The following is an 18,921-nucleotide window of genomic DNA, read 5'->3' on the forward strand; positions in this document are numbered from 1 at the left end:
TTTTCCTCTGACTTGCCGTTTGACCGTCGGAAAGATCCGTAACGCTCAGGGTAGCCTGGCAATCACCTTAATCTCAAACTTGAATCCGTACAGCCACGTCACGCCGATCCCGGTCAAGGTTGGGTAAGGTGCTTCCCCCCAGTATTCTGGCAGGACACTCCAGATAGCGTCGAGGTTTGACTCGGGATCGACAACAAAAAGGGTAACGTCAACCACGTCATCGAACGTGCAGCCCGCAGCCGTGAGAACAGCATTAAGGTTATCAAACGCCAGACGAATCTGCGCTTTTATATCCTCTTCAGGCGAACCATCTTCCCGGCTACCCACCTGCCCCGAAACAAACAAGAAGCCATCAGATTTGATGGCGGGTGAATAGCGATTGCGCTCATAGAGCGCCTGGCGCCCGAAGGGAAAAACGGCTTCGCGTATTGTCATATGTGTACCTTTGTAATGGGGCGAACTCTGCCCGTTGAACATACAGACACTTTACAGGCGCCAGATCGGGCGGATAAACAAGCGACTTTGTCCATCATTGTTTGTAATATCCAAACAATCGGTGAAAAGAGAGGACATGGGATGGATCGTTTTGATGCGATGCGCGCCTTTGCTCGCGTGGTGGAGGCAGGCAGCTTCACAAAGGCTGCCCAAACGCTCCATATGAGCAAAACCACGGTGACGCAGCTTATTCAGCAGCTGGAAGCGCGCCTGCGCGTCAAGCTGCTCCATCGCACCACCCGCAGGCTCGGCGTCACTCCCGATGGCGCGGTCTACTACGAGCGCGTTATCCGCCTGCTGGCGGACATGGAAGATGCAGAAAACAGCCTGTCCAGTGCGGCGATGACGCCCAGGGGACGCCTAAGGGTGGATGTGCCCACTCCTCTCGCCCGCCTTGTGCTGGTGCCCGCGCTACCGGCTTTTCACGCGCGCTACCCTGATATCCAGTTCGACATGGGCGTAAGTGACCGGGTGGTGGATCTGATTGGCGACAACGTGGATTGCGTCCTGCGGGGTGGCGAAATCAACGACCAGTCCCTGATCGCACGCCATGTCGGCGATTTGCAAATCGGTGTTTACGTTGCACCGAGTTATGTGGAACGCCTCGGCGCCCCCGCGCATCCGCGAGAGCTGGAAAACACGGACCATCGCATCGTGGGATTCTTGTCCTCACGCACCGGTAAGATTGATCCTCTGGTGCTGCACGGTGAGAGTGAACGCATTGAAATTACGGGCAACTATGTGCTTGCTGTGGATGATGGCAATGCTTACCTCGAAGCTGGGCTAGCGGGATTGGGCGTGATTGCGCTGCCGGTCTATATGGCGGCAGCACATCAGGCTCGCGGTGCCTTGATTCCGCTATTTGAACGCTGGCGTATCGCTCCAATGCCCCTGTACCTGGCATTCCCGCCTAACCGCCATGTCAACGCTAAACTGCGCGTTTTTATTGACTGGATCGTTGAGTTGATGCAGCAGCATGTCCCTACTTCTACCATTAAGTGACTATATCTATTCGCTCATCACCGCCGATTGGTGGTCATTCAGGCGGTTTTGACAGAAAGGGAAATATTTATTTGTTTGTTATTGGCAAAGTCGAACCCATTCAGAGGAGCCATTTTTGAAAAGCCTGCTTTTGAAGCCGGCTTTTTGCATCTGTGACCCACTAATAGTTACCAAGCGGATTCTTTTCACAGGCAATACCGCAAATGCCCTCAAGTTCGGCTTCGAGTGTTTTAACCAACGATTGAAGATAGTCTGGCCCTTCCTGATACTGGCGACGTTGTAACTGGTATTCTTCGGTAGAGAGCAAAGTTAATCGTTCTTTGACTCGCTCACCGCATGACGCTATCTCTTCAATAAAATCAATATCATAAAATGGAAGAATTTCTTTAGTTTTGTTATTAAAAACGATGACTTTGACGCTATGAGCATCCAGAACTTCAATGAATTTTTTATCACAGGTTAAGATTGCGGGAAAAAAGAATGCCGCGTTTTTATCAATATTTAAGGTAATAACAAATTCGAGAAAGCGCTGATGGCGAAGATCCCAGGCCATACCTCTAACGTACTCCCAAAATCCCGCCGTATTACGGTTCACTTTGTGAAAAAAGGCTTCCTTAGAACCATTTTCAAAAAAACGCTTAGCGAGCAAAATCTCTCTAATGCCAAAGAAATGGGCTTCATTGTGAGTAAATTCTAGCAGTTCGAGTAATTTTTCCTGCACCTGCTTAGCACTTGTTTTTGGGTTCCGCAGGTGAATCGCGCACATTTTTAACACATATACATATAAGCGATTATAGTCACGAGCCAGCTCTTCCATTAGCGACTTATTTATAAACTCATAATTTTTACGTGCCATATATTGCTGCGTTTTAACTATAATTTCCTGTTTAGACACATTAAATTTTAACTGCCTATGCTGCTGCCAAGCCGCAACATCCAGGTTGCGTAACATCTCATAAGCTCGAATGCGTTCGAAGATTTTTTCCTGTTTATTGAGATCGCTAAAATTACAAAGATTTTCGAGTTCATACAGCAAAGGATCAACATTGACTTCCTCTCTGGCGATGAAGTCAAAAATTTCTTCAAAATCATCAGGAAGTCGAGATCTTTGCCCTTCAAAGAAAGGCTTAAGATAACTTAATACCTGCGTATCGAGCGAGATAGAATAGTCGATGGGAAATGTAACGCGGTTACCAGAGATAAACATTTCTCTGAATATGTCTGGTGTAAGAATAAACACATGCGGCGTTTTGAATAAGCTACGCACGGCAGAACCACTGCTGAAATTCCTGTTAACCGATAAGCCCGGAGTCGCACCTTTCTCCGCTGCAAAAATGAAGGTATAATCGTCAAGATAGTGGTAATAGAGTGCATATTGTTGAACAGCTGCCTCAAGATTTCCTGAGTGGCAGATATCATAAATAAAATCATGAATAACATTTGCCATTGTGCCCTCCCGGCATCGACGTAGCCTCCATTTTTAACACGCATAAGCTTTTGCTATCAATATATTCGGTATTTATTCCTGCATGCATACTTCATAAAATTTATGCCGCGATACTAACGCACCGGGCATAAACGATAACAGACTGCTTGTCTAAGTTGCATTATTAAATCTGATAATCAATCGCCACTTCTTCCGGCTCCATTACCTGGCGTTTGATCTCGTCCACCGACAGCCCGGCATTGCACAGCTCGATAAAGCGCCACACATAGTTGCGCTGCAGCTGCCCGCGCTTCAGGCCCAGCCACACTGTATTGGCGTCAAACAGATGCCGCGTATCCAGGCGCACCAGGTTCCCGTCTTCGCGTTCTCCGCTGGACTGTTCCGCCACCAGGCCAATGCCCAGACCCAGCTCGACGTAGGTTTTGATCACGTCAGAGTCCTGCGCGCTCAGCACGATGTCCGGCGTTAACCCTTTACGGTTGAAGGCTTCATCAATGCGCGAGCGTCCGGTGATCCCCTGGCGGTAGGTAATGAGTGGCCATTTCGCAATGTCTTCCAGCGTCAGGGGGGAAACCTGATTCAGCGGATGATCGACCGGGAGCAGTAAGCTGTGGTACCAGCGGAACCAGGGGAAAGCCACCAGCAGCGGGTCGTTGCTCAACCGCTCGCTGGCGATGCCGATATCTGCCCCACCGTTTTGCAGCAGCACTTCAATTTCCTGGGGCGTGCCCTGGATAAGCTCCAGACGGACGTCAGGGAAAAGTTCGCGGAAGGCTTTAATCACCGGCGGCAGGCTGTAGCGCGCCTGGGTGTGGGTGGTGGCGATGGTGAGCACGCCCGAGGCATCGTTGGTGAAGAGATCCGCCAGACGCCGCACGTTGCTGGCTTCGTTGAGGATCCGCTCAGCGATGGTGAGCAATGCTTTACCCGGCTCCGTCATGCCGAGCAGCCGCTTGCCGCGGCGGATAAAGATCTCTATGCCCAGCTCCTCTTCCAGCTCGCGGATATGGCGGCTGACGCCGGACTGAGAGGTATAAAGCATATTGGCGACCTCGGTCAGGTTGTAGTCCCGCCTGGCCGCCTCACGGATAATTTTAAGTTGCTGGAAATTCACGATTCACTCCGGCGCATCTGACATAGCTCTATTGTTAGAGTCAGCCGAGCTGCAGAACAAATAATAAAAACCAGCATCTTATGCTTTTCTGGAATATCAGCTCACGAGCTGGAGCTCACGGTTCTCAAGCGACGGCTTGCTGACCAGCGACATTAAAATCTCTTTTACCGCCTGCGCCTGCGGCGAAAGCGAGCCGCGAGCGGACATGTTCAGCGACAGCGGCAGGCTCATCGAAGGCGTGGTGATCCGCGCCATCCAGCCGTTTGCCGCACCGCACAGCGAGCGCGCGGCGGATTCCGGCAGTACGGTGACACCCATTCCGCTGGCAATGGCCGCGGTCAGCGTGGAGATTGAGTCGATTTCGCCGATGATTTTGGCCGTCAGACGGCGCAGGGAGAACGCTTCGTCCACACGCACGCGCACGGCGCTGTAGTCGCGCGGCAGATAGAGGTTCATCTCTGCCACGGCGGTAAGATCGACGCTCTGGCCCGGACAGTCGCGGGTGCCCACGAGGTAGAGATCTTCCTTGAGCAGCGGCTGGCTGGTGATCCCGGCAACCGGGGAGCGATCGTAAAGGACCGCCATGTCCAGCTGGCCGTTGAGCAGCTTGTCATTCAGTACAGAGCCACTGTTTTCATGCAGATAGACCAGCACTTCCGGAAGCTCAGCGCGCACGGCCTGCAGAAGCGGCATAGTGATAGAGGACGCCGCCGTTCCCGGCGCCAGCCCGATAGAAACGTGCCCGCTCAGGGTCTGGCCCACGTTGTTCACCGCCAGCTGCGCCTGTTCACACTGACGCAGGATAGTGCGGGCGTGGGTATACAGGATCTTGCCTGCTTCCGTTGGCGTGACGCCGCGTTTGGTGCGGATCAGTAACTGCTGATCCATCTCGCCTTCCAGAGTAGCCACCTGCTGGCTCAGCGCAGGCTGCGCGATGTGCAGCACTTCTGCCGCTTGAGTCAGGCTGCCGATATCGACGATTTTTACGAAGTATTTCAGTCGTCTTAAGTTCATTTTGCCCCCTGTTCGAAATGCATTGCCGGAACCGGCTGTCGTTGTTGAACAGGTTTTGCAATATGAATGCCACTTTTACCGTGCGGTCTGAATTGTTCGCTAACCGCCTGAAAATAAGGAAACCTAATCATGGAGGGGTGATTTATTACTGAAACAGCAGTTTACGATCTGCCCCATTAGAGGTATATCCGCACCATTACGGTGCATTGTGCTGTCAAAAACATCATTTTGCCGATTTTGTCAGCAAACGATCAAAAGGCGTTGATCCACCCTTTGACAAGGCGAACGCAGGTCGATAATATGCGCCCCGTTCACACGATTCCTCTGTAGTTCAGTCGGTAGAACGGCGGACTGTTAATCCGTATGTCACTGGTTCGAGTCCAGTCAGAGGAGCCAAATTTGAAAAGCCTGCTTTTAAAGCAGGCTTTTTGCTTTTCTGCGTCGGGTAGAATTGTCGGGTGGCGGCTTCGCCTTACCCGACCTACGGGACTGTAGGCCCGGTAAGCGCAGCGCCACCGGGCGAAAAGGGCTTCACATGCCGATTTTAACCGGCATCCCCGACCGCCGTTCCAGTTCAGCGCCCGCCCCCTCGTTTATCAACTGTGTCTGCTGTGCGGCGGAGATGGGCAGAGGCACTTTCCGGCTCGATTCAAATTCCGCCCGGTTACGCGACAGCGGTTCGTGAACCTCCACCCACCGGCTGCCGTCCGGCTCCGTGGTCACCTTAACGGGCCGATCGATAAGCTGCACGCGGGTGCCCACGGGGACATTATCGAAAAGATATTTAATGTCATTGTTACGCAGACGAATACAACCCTGGCTCACCCGCAGCCCAATGCCGAAATTGGAGTTTGTGCCGTGTATGGCATATAGCCTGCCGATATATATCGCATACAGCCCCATCGGGTTATCCGGCCCGGCGGGCACGAAGGCGGGCAGCGTTTTCCCCTCTGCCGCATAGGCACGACGCGTGTTCGGCGTAGGTGACCAGGTGGGGCCCTCCTGCTTGCGCTCAACCGCCGTGACCCAGTTACGCGGGGTTTCGCGACCGGCCTGACCAATGCCGATGGGCAATACTTCGACGGTATTGCTGCCCGGCGGATAATAGTAGAGACGCATTTCCGCCACGTTAACGACAATCCCCTCGCGCACGGTGTCGGGCAAAATCAACTGCTGAGGAATGACCAGCCGGGTGCCGGATTTCGGCAAAAACGGATCCACGCCCGGGTTCGCTTCCAGCATATTGCTGAGCCCCAGCCCGTGCTGTGCAGCAAAGGCCTCAAGCGGTAACGTATTGCGCTCGGGAACGGTGATGGTAATCGGGGTTCCCACCAGCCGACTGCCTTCCGGCGGTAGGGTATAGGTTACGGCAAACGCACTCGGAACAGCGGCACACAGCGTAAGGACGAACCAGGTAAGTCGCATCATAATTTCCTGTGCTCACAAAAGAGAAAGCCTGGACTCAGGCAGGCTTTCTCAGTTTACGCTATTACGCTTCGATTTTACGCCATCTGCGCGTCAGCACTTTTTCCGCCTCGACAATAAGGAACATCACAAAACCAATCAGGAAGGTAATGACCCAGTAGCGGAACGGCAGCGCTTCGGTGCCAAACAGCATCTGCATGAACGGGGCGTAAATGATAAGAAGCTGTAGCGCCAGCAGTACGCCGCTCACGATCCAAATCCCTTTATTCGCCAGCAGACCTTTGCTCAGCGAGAAGCCGTCATTAACGCGACAGTTGAGCATGTAGAACCACTGCGCGGTCACCAGGGTTTGCAGCAGCACGGTGCGGATGAATTCCGCCGAGTAGCCGCGCGGCTGTAGCCAGGCTTCCAGCACGAAGGCGCTAATGGCAATCATCAGACCGACAAACACCACGCGCCAGATAGCGTAGCCGTCCATCACATGCAGATTCGCCTTGCGCGGTGGCCGATTCATGATGTCCTTCTCACCCGCTTCAAACGCCAGGCCAAACGACAGGGTTGCTGACGTCGCCATGTTCATCCACAGGATCAGGACCGGCGTCAGCGGAATCAGGTTCCCCGCCAGCAGCGCGATGATGATCAGCAGGGCCTGCGCGATGTTGCTCGGGATAACGAACAGAATCGTTTTTTTCAGGTTATCGTAAACCCGCCGTCCCTCGTGGACCGCACTGGCAATGGTGGCAAAGTTGTCATCCGTTAACACCATGTCGGCGGCTTCCTTGGTGACCTCAGTCCCCTTAATCCCCATGGCGATACCCACATCCGCCCGCTTGAGCGCCGGGGCATCGTTTACGCCATCCCCGGTCATGCCCACCACTTCCTGTTTACTTTGCAGAGCCTGCACGAGGCGGAATTTATCCTCCGGGCTGGTTCGGGCGAAAATATCGTACTGCTGCGCGGCGTCGCTCAGCTGACGGTCGTCCATCGCCTCCAGCTCGCGTCCGGTGATCGCGCTTGCGGCGTTACCAATCCCCAGCATTTGCCCGATGCTCATGGCCGTTTGCGGGTGGTCGCCGGTGATCATTTTCACGCGAATTCCGGCCTGCAGACAGTCGGCAATCGCGGTAATGGCCTCCGGACGCGGCGGATCCATCATTCCTGCAATACCCAGCAGGATCACGCCATCATGGAGGTCCGGGTGATCCAGCTCGCGCTGTCCCTCGCGGGCAGGTTTCCAGGCCGCTGCCACCATGCGCAGCCCTTCCCGGGCATACTCTTCAATCTTCCCTTCCCAGTAAGGTTGATCGAACGGCTGCAGTCCGTCATTCGTCTGCTGGTACTGACAGAGGCGGAACAGGACGTCCGGCGCGCCGGTGATTAAAATCGCCTCTTCTTCACCCAGTCGGTAGAGCGTGGACATGTATTTATACTGCGAATCAAACGGGATTTTACTGCGCATTTCCGTATCAAGCGGTGGGAGCGGGATTTTCGCCGCCAGCACCTTCAGGGCGCCCTCGGTTGGCCCTCCGGTGATTTTCCATAGCCCCTGCTCGTCTTTGATCAGCTGGCTGTCATTGCAGAGGTCAATGGTGCGCAGGTAGCGTTCCAGCAGGGAACCCTGCGTCACGCTGACGGGCGTCGGGTCATCTACAGGGTGAATATTCCCCACCGGTTCGTAACTGTCGCCCTCCACGCGATAGGTCGTGTCAGCGGTAATCACCGCTTTGACCGTCATTTCATTCATCGTCAGGGTGCCGGTTTTATCCGAGCAGATGACCGTCATTGCACCCAGGGTTTCCACCGTGGGCAACTTGCGAATAATGGCCTTACGACGCGCCATGGCCTGTACGCCAAGCGAAAGGATGATGGAAATGATGGCCGGCAGGCCTTCCGGCACGGCGGCAACGGCGAGGCTGATAAGCGACAGCACCAGTTCAGAAACCGGCATATCCCGGAACAGGAGGCTAAAGACGAACAGCGCTACCATCATCACCAGGATAGTGATGAAAATAGTCTTACCGAGCTTGTCCATCTGCACCATCAGCGGCGTGCGGTGCTTTTCAATGTCGGACATCATCTGATTGATGTGGCCAAGCTCGGTCTCGCCCCCGGTTGCCACCACCACGCCTTTACCGCCGCCGGAGCTGACGGTGGTGCCTGAGTAGAGCAGATTATAGCGATCGCCTAAGGGCAGTTCCCCGCTTAACGCATCGCTGTTTTTCTCAACAACGGTGGATTCGCCAGTCAGGATGGCCTCCTCCACGCGAAGGTTATGCGCCTCAATCACGCGCAGGTCCGCAGGGATACGATCCCCGGCGCGGATCACCACGATATCGCCCGGGACCAGCGCCGTAGTGGGGATCGTTTCATGATTCCCCTGTCGTACCACCACGGCTTCGCTGGAGAGCATATTGCGAATACTCTGCAACGATTTTTCAGCATTGCTCTCCTGGATATGGCCGATCAGCGCGTTAATGATGGCAACCCCAAGGATCACAAACATGTCTACCCAGTGGCCCATAAAGAGCTTGAGCAACGCGGCCACCAGCAGAACGTAAATCAGTACATCGTTAAAATGCGCCAGGAAGCGCAGCCAGGCGGGTTTGCCCTTTTTTTGCGGTAACGCATTCTCACCATGCTGCTGAAGTCGGGCTGATGCCTCAGTGCCGCTAAGTCCTTCCAGAGTGGAGTGGATATTCGACAGGGTTTCATCAACGGTTTGTTGATAATACGGACGTTCAGGTTTTCCTGTTTTCATTGTTACTTCCTCAGGTTCTATTCAGAAATCACCTTGCTTTCATGAAATTAACGAATAACGAAAACAGGAACATGGGCGTAACGAACAATACTTGCCGCCTCCGATCCTAACAAATGGGTTTGAATATTTGGATTGCGGGAGCCGACGATAATCGCGCCAGCAGCAAGTTCATCCGCCAGCTTAATAACCTCATCACGAACATTTCCGCTGCGAACATGGAGGTGAACGCGCTCTTCTGGCAAATTCAATTTTTTGACCAGGTCAGACAGTTTTTCTTTTGAATTATTAATCATATATTCATCCATCTTTCGCGCATCTGAAATAAAACCGCGCGTCAGCTCGGCTGAAAATTTTGGCATGACGTGCAGCAAATGAATGTCACCCAATGCGCTTTGCGCCAGAAACTGTGCATGCTGCAACGCTTTATCCGCCAGGCTTGTCTCGTAGACATCCACCGGAACGAGAATGTTTTTATACATATCGAGCATCCTTTTTATAACCAACATGAGAGTGAATGAAGCAAAAAAAACGCATTAAATGCAGGGGGTTGCCCTTAATGCCAGTTACGGTAAAAGAGATGAATAATATTAAACGTAGCACAGGAATTTCAGGTTTAGCGCGTCCCCACTGCTAATGGTTATTTAACATTTATCTTTTCGCCGACTATGCTCATAGTGAGTTACCGCTTCCGGCTCATGGAGGAATGTATGTATGGCATAAGCCTGATCCGACTGGGTATGTTTATTGCGCTTGCCATTATCGCCAGCACGGCGATTGGTTTATTTACCTATATGGTCGTCACTGTTCTGGCAGAATAGTGTCACCCCTGTCCAGGTTATGGAATAAATAAAACAGTTATTTATTAGGGGAATACAGTGAACCGCTACCTCTCTCTTTTACCGTTCGTTTTGTTAACGCTCACGGCGTGCGATCCTAAACCTGAACAAGCCTCCCCCCTGCCCAGAATGGTTAAAGTGGCGGAGGTGACGGTTTCCGGTCATGCCCAGCAGCGCGTTTTTCCCGCCCGCATTGAATCGGGCGATGCCACAGACCTTTCCTTCAAGCGCGCTGGTCAAATTGAAGCGCTCGATGTGCGTCAGGGCGCAGCCATCAAGCAGGGCCAACAGCTTGCAAGATTGAACGCCCGTGAAGCCCAGCAGCGGGTTAACGACAGGCAGACGGCGGCGACGCTGGCCCAGAGGCAGTTCGATCGCTTCCAGACGCTGGCGGGCCGCCAGGCGATTTCGAAAGCCGAAATGGACGTGCAGCGTGCGAACCGCGATTCGGCGAATGCGGCGCTGCAGATTGCCCGAGAAGAGTTGAATCAGATGACGCTCGTCGCCCCCTTCAGCGGGACGGTGGCCAGCGTACATGTCCGAAACCATCAGGTGGTGTCTGCTGGTCAGCCCATCGCGACGTTAACCCGCACCGATCTGCTTGACGTGGTGTTCAGCATCCCTGAAAACCTGTTTAAGACCTTTGATATCCGCAACGCGCAGTATCGTCCGGTCGTGAGAATTAACGCCATTCCGGATCGGGAATTTACCGCCGTCTACAAAGAGCACTCGGGCAGCAGCGACAGTAATACCCTGACCTGGCAGGTGATACTGACCATGCCGCGACCAGATGATTTTCCCGCCGTCGGTGGCGTAAGCGGTACGGTGACCATCAATTTAACCAACCTCCCGGCTGGCGCGGGCGCTCAGGCGCTGGTTGTACCGGTTGAGGCCGTCTTTAACCCGGACAACAGCCCACGCAATGAGCCGCACGTCTGGGTTGTGGCGGGAGAAGGCGACACGCTCCATCTTGAAGACCGCAAGGTCAGCGTGGGGCAAGTGATAACCGAAGGCGTGACGATCACCAGCGGGCTTAAGGCGGGCGAGCGCGTGGTGGCCGCAGGCGTGGGAGAGCTCCATGCTAACCAGCCGGTGCGTATCTGGACGCGTGAACGGGGACTGTAATGGATATCACTCGTCAATTTATTAATAACCCGGTTCGCGTCTGGCTAACGATTCTGCTGCTGGGCATTGGGGGGATTTTCGCCCTGTTGAATATCGGCAGGCTGGAAGATCCCGCCTTTACCATCAAAACCGCAGTGGTGGTCACCCACTACCCCGGCGCATCCGCTCAACAGGTTGAAGAAGAGGTGACGCTGCCGCTGGAGAATGCCCTTCAGCAGTTGCCTTATCTGGACAACGTAAGCTCCATCTCTTCAAACGGGCTGTCGCAAATCACCGTCAATATCGCTTCACGCTATCACTCGAACGAACTGCCGCAGATTTGGGATGAGCTGCGCCGCCGCGTGGGCGATGCCTCGCGTCAGTTCCCGCCCGGCGTCGTCACGCCCTTTGTGAATGACGATTTCGGCGACGTCTTCGGCTTCTTCTTCGCCATTTCCGGGGATGAATTCAGTAATCCTGAACTTGTGAGATATGCAGAGCAGCTGCGCCGCGCGTTGATTCTTGTTCCCGGCGTCGCGAAGGTCGCCATCGGCGGGGCCATTAGCCAACAGGTCAACATCGATATTTCCCTGACCAAAATGGCCGCGCGCGGCATTACGCTGAACCAGCTTTCCGCCCTGCTCAGCAGGCTCAACGTCGTTTCCAGCGCCGGAGAAATCACCTCCGGCAGCGAATCCATTCGTCTGCACCCCACCGGTGAGTTCGAGAATCTTGATGAACTGGCGGATCTCATCATCGCGCCTTCCGGCACCGGGGCGGCGACGCGCCTGCGGGATATCGCCACGCTGTCGCGCGGGCTGAACGAATCGCCCGCCAGTATCTACCATGCCAACGGCAAAAAAGCCGTCACCATGGGCGTCTCGTTTATTCCCGGCGTGAACGTGATCGACGTGGGCCACGCGCTGGAGGCGAAGCTAAACCAGATGTCGGCGGAAAAACCGGCAGGCATACAGATAGATCTGTTTTACGATCAGGCAGCCGAAGTGGGCCATTCTGTTAACGGTTTTATTATTAACTTCCTGATGGCGCTGGCGATTGTCATCGGCGTGCTGCTGATCTTTATGGGGGTACGCAGCGGGATCATCATCGCGGTTTCTCTCGCCCTTAACGTTCTGGGCACGCTGCTGATTATGTATCTGTGTGGCATTGAGCTACAGCGCATCTCGCTCGGGGCGCTGATTATCGCCCTCAGCATGCTGGTGGATAACGCCATCGTGATTGTCGAAGGGGTGTTGATTGCCCGGCAGCAGGGCTCCCCGCTGTTAACCGCCGTTAACAACATCATTCGCCGCTCCGCCCTGCCGCTGCTGGGGGCGACGGTGATCGCCATTCTTGCGTTTGCCCCTATCGGGCTATCGCAGGATTCCACCGGGGAATACTGTAAATCTCTATTCCAGGTGCTGCTGATTTCCCTGATGCTGAGCTGGTTCTCGGCGCTCACCCTTACCCCGGTGCTGATTAAGTGGTGGTTGTTTAAAAACGACAGCGCGCCGGATGCCACTGACGAGTCAGATCCTTACGACAAACGTCTCTACCGCCTCTACCAGCACCTGCTGAACGCACTGCTGCACCATAAAGCGCCTACGCTGGTAGTGATGGCCGCCCTGCTGGCCGCGTCTGTCTGGGGGTTTGGCGCGGTGCGGCAAAACTTTTTCCCGTCGTCCAATACGCCGATTTTCTTTGTCGACCTCTGGTTACCCTACGGCACCGATATCAAATGGACCGAGAAAATGACCGGCGATATTGAGAAAACCATCAAGGGACGGCCCGGCGTGGAAACCACCGTCTCGACCATCGGTCAGGGGAGCATGCGCTTTATTCTGACCTACAGCGGACAGCGGCAGTACAGCAACTACGCGCAGATCATGGTGCGTATGGATGACCAGCGCAGCATCTCCGCGCTGACGCGCTACGTGGATGAGTACATCACGCGTAACTACCCGCAGGTCAACGCCAGCACGAAACGGGTGATGTTTGGGCCCTCCGGCGACAGCGCCATTGAAGTGCGCATTAAAGGCCCGGATCCTGACAGGCTGCGTCTGATTGCCAGCCAGGTGGACGATATCCTGGCGCGCGACCCGGCCACGGGGAGCGTCCGAAACGACTGGCAAAACCGCAGCAAAGTGATCCGTCCACAGTACGTCGCCGCGCTGGGACGCGAGCTTGGCGTGGATAAGCAGGACGTCGACAACGCGCTGGAGATGAATTTCTCCGGCAGCCGTGCGGGGCTGTATCGGGAAGGCAGTGACCTGCTGCCCGTGGTGGTGAGGCCTCCAGAAAGCGAAAGGCTGGACGCCAGCCACCTGAACAACGTGCTGGTGTGGAGCCAGGCGCGGCAGCAGTATATCCCGCTGAGTAACGTCGTCAGCAGCTTCACGCTGGAGTGGGAAGATCCGCTCATCCTTCGACGCGACCGCTCGCGGGTACTGACGGTTCAGACGGATCCGGACCCGCTGAGCCAGCAAACCTCCGGTGATATTCTCGCCCGCGTGAAGCCGCAGGTGGATGCCCTTCCCCTGCCACACGGCTACAGCATCGAGTGGGGGGGCGACGCGGAAAACTCCAGCGAAGCGCAGCAAGGGCTGTTCACTACGCTACCTCTCGGGTATCTGGTGATGTTTATCATTACGGTGCTGATGTTCAGCTCGGTAAAAAATGCCGTCGCGATCTGGCTAACCGTACCGCTGGCGTTGATTGGCGTCACGCCAGGATTTTTAATTACCGGCATTCCCTTTGGCTTTATGGCGCTGATTGGTCTGCTGAGCCTGAGCGGAATGCTCATCCGCAACGGCATCGTGCTGGTGGAAGAGATTGAACAGCAGAAAACGCACAAGGATCAGCACAGCGCGATCGTTTATGCCGCCACCTCGCGCCTGCGCCCTATCCTGCTCACCGCGTTCACGACCGTACTTGGCCTGGCACCGCTGCTGCTGGATGTTTTCTTCCAGAGCATGGCCGTTGTGATTATGTTTGGACTGGGGTTTGCTACAATCCTGACGCTGCTGGTACTCCCCGTGATCTATGCGGTTTTCCATCGTAAGGACGAAGCCAAACAACAATGAATGCGACAGGGCTGAACATTATCAAGACGCTGGGCTGTATGACGGCGGTCACCTTCTTCACCATCTACAATACCTGGGATCATTATGACTATGACTATCACTGGATCCTGGGCTTTTTAACCTTTATCTCGACCATCGCCACGCCGCTGTTTTTTGTGGTGTCGGGCTATCTCGACGGGCAATCCCGGCACGGCACACGCTGGCAGCTGGGTAAAATAAAAAGTCTGGTGATTGTTTTTCTGTTCTGGATAACGATCTACTACCTGTGGGAGCCTTATCAGCGCGGGTATTTAATTCAGCCCTGGTTCGTATTCGCATTTGTCGTGATTTACACCTTCCACCCGGCGGTGGAGTGGCTTAGCCAGCGGAGATCGCTGTTCTGCGGCGCGATTGCTGCTCTGCTGTGCTTTTCCTACGGATACGATCTGCTATCGGCGCTTTATCCTGAAACGCACGTCCTTTCGCTTTCGCCGCAGTATCGGCTGTGGACATGGCTGCTGTTTTATCTGACCGGGCAGCTCTTCTGCGACCCAAAAGTCGCCGAGTGGATAAGCCGCAAAAACGTGGTTCGGGCGGCGGTTGTCGCCATCCCGTTTATCTATCTCTTCACCTGGTTTTACGAGCGCCACTTCTTTTTTGCCCTGTTTAAGGCCGACAGAAACGCCTTTATTCTCACCGGCTCGCAGATCTACATCCTGATTATTGCCCTGGTGATTGCGGCGAACGGCGTTCGCTTTCGCCGCAATGCTGAATTAAAGGAGTCCATTCTGGCCGCCATCAGCAAAACGATGACCGGCGTATATATTGTGCACTACTCGGTGTTTCATCTGCTGACGGCGCTGATACCGGTGACCTCTCTCGGCATGAAGCTGGCGCTGATTGTGCTTACGTTCGTCACCTCTGTTCTATTCTCCATGCTGGTCTTGTCTAACGCCGTGGCAAAAAAGGTGATCACCCTTTAAAAGCCTAAGCGCAGCCAGGCAAAAAGCACGTTGCCGTTGTTATACGTTCCGGGAATATAGGTGAACTGGACGGTAACGCGCTTATAGCCGGCAGAAAACAGTGGGAAGATGAACGGCAGAGGCACATAGTTCGCAAAATCATCTCGCGCCGTGATGCCCGCGGCGGCACCGAGCCCAAGGCGGAAATCTTTGGCATTATCCAGATACCAGCCCTTCTCCCAGCCATAGCCCATCGCGGGCTGCCATTCGTTGTGCGAGTCCTTGAACATCATTGCGAAAAGCGCGCTCCAGTTGCCCTCTTCGTTATAGCGGGACACGCCCAGGCCGCCGCCCCACGGCATTTCGTTGTAATTGTCGGTTTTTTCTTTATCGTACATAAAGCGGGCGTGCCAGCTCAGAAACGGCAGGTACAGATCGTAACGTTGCGGCTCTTCCCAGGTCTGGGATATATCATCCGTCAGCGCATTCCACCAGCCGCTAATACGCTGTTCGCCATAGACTTTCGGCTCGGCATGAAGCGGTGCGGCGAATAAAAACAGGACCATCCAGAATGCCGAAAAGTTACGTTGCATCGTTTTTCCCTCAGCTTTAGTCACGCAGCGGTATCTATTACTGTAATCCATTCAGCACGAACCGGAGCCAAACAGACTGATTTATCTCGAGGCAGGGGAAGATGAAATTTATTTATCCAGCTCCTTCCGGAAAGATAAAAACGTTTTCTCAGGCGTTTTGTCGCGGTAGTCTCATAGGTTCCGTTTATATGACGGACGCAATGTGAGTGAAATTTTCTTATACCAATAATAAAAACAGTACGGACAGGATAACTATGGACTCCACCCTCATCTCCGATCGTCCCAACGAGGAGATACCTTCGCTCAATCGCGCCCGCCGCGCTGCACTCGGCAGCTTCGCAGGTGCCGTCGTCGACTGGTATGATTTTCTGCTCTACGGCATCACCGCCGCGCTGGTGTTTAACCGCGAGTTTTTCCCTCAGGTTAGCCCCGCGATGGGCACCCTCGCCGCGTTTGCCACCTTCGGCGTCGGCTTTCTGTTTCGCCCGCTGGGCGGGGTGATTTTCGGCCACTTCGGCGACCGGCTTGGCCGCAAGCGGATGCTGATGCTTACCGTCTGGATGATGGGGATTGCCACCGCGCTGATTGGCATTCTTCCTTCGTTTTCCGCTATTGGCTGGTGGGCGCCTGTGCTGCTGGTGACGCTGCGCGCCATTCAGGGCTTCGCCGTGGGCGGCGAATGGGGCGGCGCGGCGCTGTTATCCGTTGAGAGCGCGCCAAAAAACAAGAAAGCGTTTTACAGCAGCGGCGTGCAGGTCGGGTACGGCGTCGGGCTGTTACTTTCCACAGGGCTGGTGTCGTTAATCAGCCAGCTCACCACCGACGCGCAGTTTCTGAGCTGGGGCTGGCGCATCCCGTTTATCTTCAGCATCGTGCTGGTGATTGCCGCGCTGTGGATCCGCAACGGGATGGATGAGTCGGCAGAGTTCGAACAGCAGCAGCGTAAGGAGCCGTCCGTCAAAAAACGGCTGCCGGTGATGGAAGCCCTGATTCGGCACCCTGGCGCTTTTCTGAAAATCATCGCCCTGCGCCTGTGCGAGTTGCTGACGATGTATATCGTTACCGCCTTTGCGCTGAACTACTCGACGCAGAACCTCGGCCTGCCGCGCGAACTGTTTCTGAATATCGGCCTGCTGGTCGGCGGGATCAGCTGTCTGACCATCCCCTGCTTCGCCTGGCTGGCGGACCGGTTTGGCCGCCGTCGCGTCTATATTACCGGGGCGCTGATTGGCACCCTCAGCGCCTGGCCGTTCTTTATGGCGCTGGAGGCGCAGTCGGTTTTCTGGATTGTCTTCTTCGCCATCATGCTCGCCAACATCGCCCACGATATGGTGGTCTGCGTGCAGCAGCCGATGTTTACCGAACTGTTTGGCGCGAGCTATCGCTACAGCGGCGCGGGCGTGGGTTACCAGGTGGCAAGCGTGGTCGGCGGCGGGTTTACGCCGTTTATTGCCGCCGCGCTGGTGACCTTCTCCGGCGGTAACTGGCACAGCGTGGCGATTTATCTGCTGGCCGGCTGCCTGCTGTCGGCAGCGACGGCGCTGTTAATGAAAGAGACGAGCCACCGCTGATCTCCCTTTTGTTTCACAGGCGTGTGACATACTATCGGATAGAGTCGCACACCTGTGGAACAAGGAGACAGAGATGAATAATAAGGGCTCCAGCCTGACCCCGGCTCAGGCGCTGGAAAAACTCGACGCGCTGTATGAACAGTCCGTCAACGCGCTGCGCAGCGCCATCAGCGAATACATCGAAACGGGGAAACTTCCCGATCAAAAGGCCAGAAACGAAGGCCTTTTTGTTTATCCATCGCTCTCTGTGACCTGGGACGGCAGCGCAAGCACGACGCCGAAAACCCGCGCCTACGCCCGTTTTACCCACTCCGGCTGTTACAGCACCACCGTCACCCGCCCTGCACTGTTCCGCCCCTATCTGGAAGAGCAGCTAACGCTGTTGTATCAGGATTACGGCGCGCACATTGCCGTGGAGCCTTCGCAGCATGAGATCCCGTACCCGTACGTGATTGACGGTTCGGCGCTGACTCTTGACCGCTCCATGAGCGCGGGACTGACCCGCCACTTCCCAACGACCGAGCTGTCACAGATTGGCGATGAGACGGCTGACGGGATTTATCACCCGGCAGAGTTTTCCCCCCTGTCGCACTTTGACGCCCGTCGGGTGGATTTCTCCCTGGCGCGCCTGCGCCACTACACCGGCACGCCCGCCGAGCATTTCCAGCCGTTTGTGCTGTTTACCAACTACACCCGCTACGTGGACGAGTTTGTTCGCTGGGGCTGTAGCCAAATCCTCGATCCGGACAGTCCATATATCGCCCTCTCCTGCGCGGGCGGGATCTGGATCACCGCCGAGACCGAAGCGCCCGAGCAGGCCATCTCCGATCTGGCGTGGAAAAAACACCAGATGCCCGCCTGGCACCTGATCACCGCCGACGGTCAGGGGATCACCCTGATCAACATCGGCGTCGGCCCGTCGAACGCCAAAACCATCTGTGATCATCTGGCGGTGCTGCGCCCCGACGTGTGGCTGATGATTGGCCACTGCGGCGGCCTGCGTGAAAGCCAGCTGATTGGCGATTACGTGCTGGCCCACGCCTATCTGCGCGACGACCACGTGTTGGATGCGGTACTGCCGCCGGATATCCCAATCCCGAGCATCGCCGAAGTACAGCGCGCGCTCTACGACGCCACCAAAGAGGTGAGCGGCATGCCGGGTGAAGAGGTGAAGCAGCGCCTGCGTACCGGTACGGTGGTGACAACGGATGACCGCAACTGGGAGTTGCGTTACTCCGCCTCCGCGCTGCGCTTCAACCTGAGCCGAGCGGTGGCGATTGATATGGAGAGCGCCACCATCGCCGCCCAGGGGTATCGCTTCCGCGTTCCTTACGGCACGCTGCTGTGCGTGTCCGATAAGCCGCTGCACGGCGAAATTAAGCTGCCGGGTCAGGCCAACCGTTTCTATGAAGGGGCGATTTCCGAACATTTGCAGATCGGCATTCGCGCCATCGACCTGCTGCGGGCGGAAGGCGACCGACTGCATTCGCGCAAGCTGCGCACCTTCAACGAGCCGCCGTTCCGCTAATAACAATAAG

Annotated in this window: 14 protein-coding genes and 1 tRNA gene; 7 read left to right on the top strand and 8 right to left on the bottom strand. The window is 55.3% G+C overall.

The window, feature by feature from the left end; all coding sequences use genetic code 11:
• Positions 1-45: 45 nt before the first annotated feature.
• Positions 46-435 (bottom strand): RidA family protein, encoded by a 390-nt coding sequence (locus INF73_RS15730; RefSeq protein WP_193541502.1) that lies wholly within the window; start codon positions 433-435, stop codon positions 46-48.
• A 141-nt stretch (positions 436-576) separates the two neighbouring features.
• On the opposite strand from INF73_RS15730, the gene INF73_RS15735 reads away from it, so the two are divergent.
• Positions 577-1,497 (top strand): LysR family transcriptional regulator, encoded by a 921-nt coding sequence (locus tag INF73_RS15735; protein WP_048998855.1) that lies wholly within the window; start codon positions 577-579, stop codon positions 1,495-1,497.
• 160 nt (positions 1,498-1,657) lie between these two features.
• On the opposite strand, the gene INF73_RS15740 is transcribed toward INF73_RS15735, so the two are convergent.
• From INF73_RS15740 to nac, 3 genes are all read right to left on the bottom strand, one after another.
• The gene (locus tag INF73_RS15740) at positions 1,658-2,944 is read right to left on the bottom strand and encodes a hypothetical protein (RefSeq protein WP_193547306.1); all 1,287 of its coding nucleotides are present in this window, start codon (positions 2,942-2,944) and stop codon (positions 1,658-1,660) included.
• A 163-nt stretch (positions 2,945-3,107) separates the two neighbouring features.
• On the bottom strand, positions 3,108-4,058 hold the full coding sequence (gene cbl / locus INF73_RS15745; RefSeq protein WP_028013741.1) for an HTH-type transcriptional regulator Cbl: 951 nt from the start codon (positions 4,056-4,058) through the stop codon (positions 3,108-3,110).
• A gap of 96 nt (positions 4,059-4,154) precedes the next feature.
• The gene (gene nac, locus INF73_RS15750; protein WP_028013742.1) at positions 4,155-5,072 is read right to left on the bottom strand and encodes a nitrogen assimilation transcriptional regulator NAC; all 918 of its coding nucleotides are present in this window, start codon (positions 5,070-5,072) and stop codon (positions 4,155-4,157) included.
• A 320-nt stretch (positions 5,073-5,392) separates the two neighbouring features.
• On the opposite strand from nac, the gene INF73_RS15755 reads away from it, so the two are divergent.
• A tRNA-Asn gene (locus INF73_RS15755) sits at positions 5,393-5,468 on the top strand.
• A 135-nt stretch (positions 5,469-5,603) separates the two neighbouring features.
• Here the strand turns inward: INF73_RS15755 and ldtA are convergent.
• The 3 genes from ldtA to INF73_RS15770 all read right to left on the bottom strand — a co-directional run bounded on the left by ldtA (position 5,604) and on the right by INF73_RS15770 (position 9,734).
• Positions 5,604-6,500, bottom strand: coding sequence for a L,D-transpeptidase (gene ldtA, locus INF73_RS15760; RefSeq protein ID WP_045260382.1), 897 nt, complete (start codon positions 6,498-6,500; stop codon positions 5,604-5,606).
• Between the two features lie 61 nt (positions 6,501-6,561).
• A complete protein-coding gene (locus INF73_RS15765; protein WP_048959409.1) occupies positions 6,562-9,255 on the bottom strand; it encodes a cation-transporting P-type ATPase in 2,694 nt (897 codons plus the stop codon).
• Positions 9,256-9,302: 47 nt separating this feature from the next.
• Positions 9,303-9,734, bottom strand: a complete 432-nt coding sequence (locus tag INF73_RS15770; protein ID WP_028013745.1) for a universal stress protein — start codon at positions 9,732-9,734, stop codon at positions 9,303-9,305.
• Between the two features lie 396 nt (positions 9,735-10,130).
• Here INF73_RS15770 and INF73_RS15775 point away from each other — a divergent pair, with 396 nt between their 5' ends.
• The 3 genes from INF73_RS15775 to INF73_RS15785 are packed head-to-tail and all read left to right on the top strand — an operon-like array spanning position 10,131 to position 15,240.
• Complete coding sequence (locus INF73_RS15775; protein WP_193542032.1) at positions 10,131-11,216, top strand: efflux RND transporter periplasmic adaptor subunit; 1,086 nt, start codon at positions 10,131-10,133, stop codon at positions 11,214-11,216.
• Positions 11,216-14,278 carry an efflux RND transporter permease subunit gene (locus tag INF73_RS15780; protein ID WP_193542030.1) on the top strand — a complete coding sequence of 1,021 codons (3,063 nt, stop codon included), beginning with the start codon at positions 11,216-11,218 and terminating at the stop codon, positions 14,276-14,278. Before INF73_RS15775 ends, INF73_RS15780 begins: the two co-directional genes overlap by 1 nt.
• Positions 14,275-15,240 (top strand): acyltransferase, encoded by a 966-nt coding sequence (locus INF73_RS15785; RefSeq protein WP_045629806.1) that lies wholly within the window; start codon positions 14,275-14,277, stop codon positions 15,238-15,240. The genes INF73_RS15780 and INF73_RS15785 overlap by 4 nt, the downstream gene beginning before the upstream one ends.
• Here the strand turns inward: INF73_RS15785 and pagP are convergent.
• Positions 15,237-15,812 (bottom strand): lipid IV(A) palmitoyltransferase PagP, encoded by a 576-nt coding sequence (pagP, locus tag INF73_RS15790; RefSeq protein WP_028013749.1) that lies wholly within the window; start codon positions 15,810-15,812, stop codon positions 15,237-15,239. The two genes, INF73_RS15785 and pagP, sit on opposite strands and share 4 nt — an antisense overlap.
• A gap of 254 nt (positions 15,813-16,066) precedes the next feature.
• Between pagP and shiA the strand changes: the two genes are divergently transcribed.
• Positions 16,067-17,383, top strand: coding sequence for a shikimate transporter (shiA, locus tag INF73_RS15795; RefSeq protein WP_193542028.1), 1,317 nt, complete (start codon positions 16,067-16,069; stop codon positions 17,381-17,383).
• 73 nt (positions 17,384-17,456) lie between these two features.
• Complete coding sequence (locus INF73_RS15800) at positions 17,457-18,911, top strand: AMP nucleosidase (RefSeq protein ID WP_041909184.1); 1,455 nt, start codon at positions 17,457-17,459, stop codon at positions 18,909-18,911.
• The last annotated feature ends 10 nt before the right edge of the window (positions 18,912-18,921 follow it).

The sequence above is a fragment of the Enterobacter cloacae complex sp. P6RS genome (genome assembly GCF_014982245.1).
Lineage (GTDB): Bacteria > Pseudomonadota > Gammaproteobacteria > Enterobacterales > Enterobacteriaceae > Enterobacter > Enterobacter bugandensis.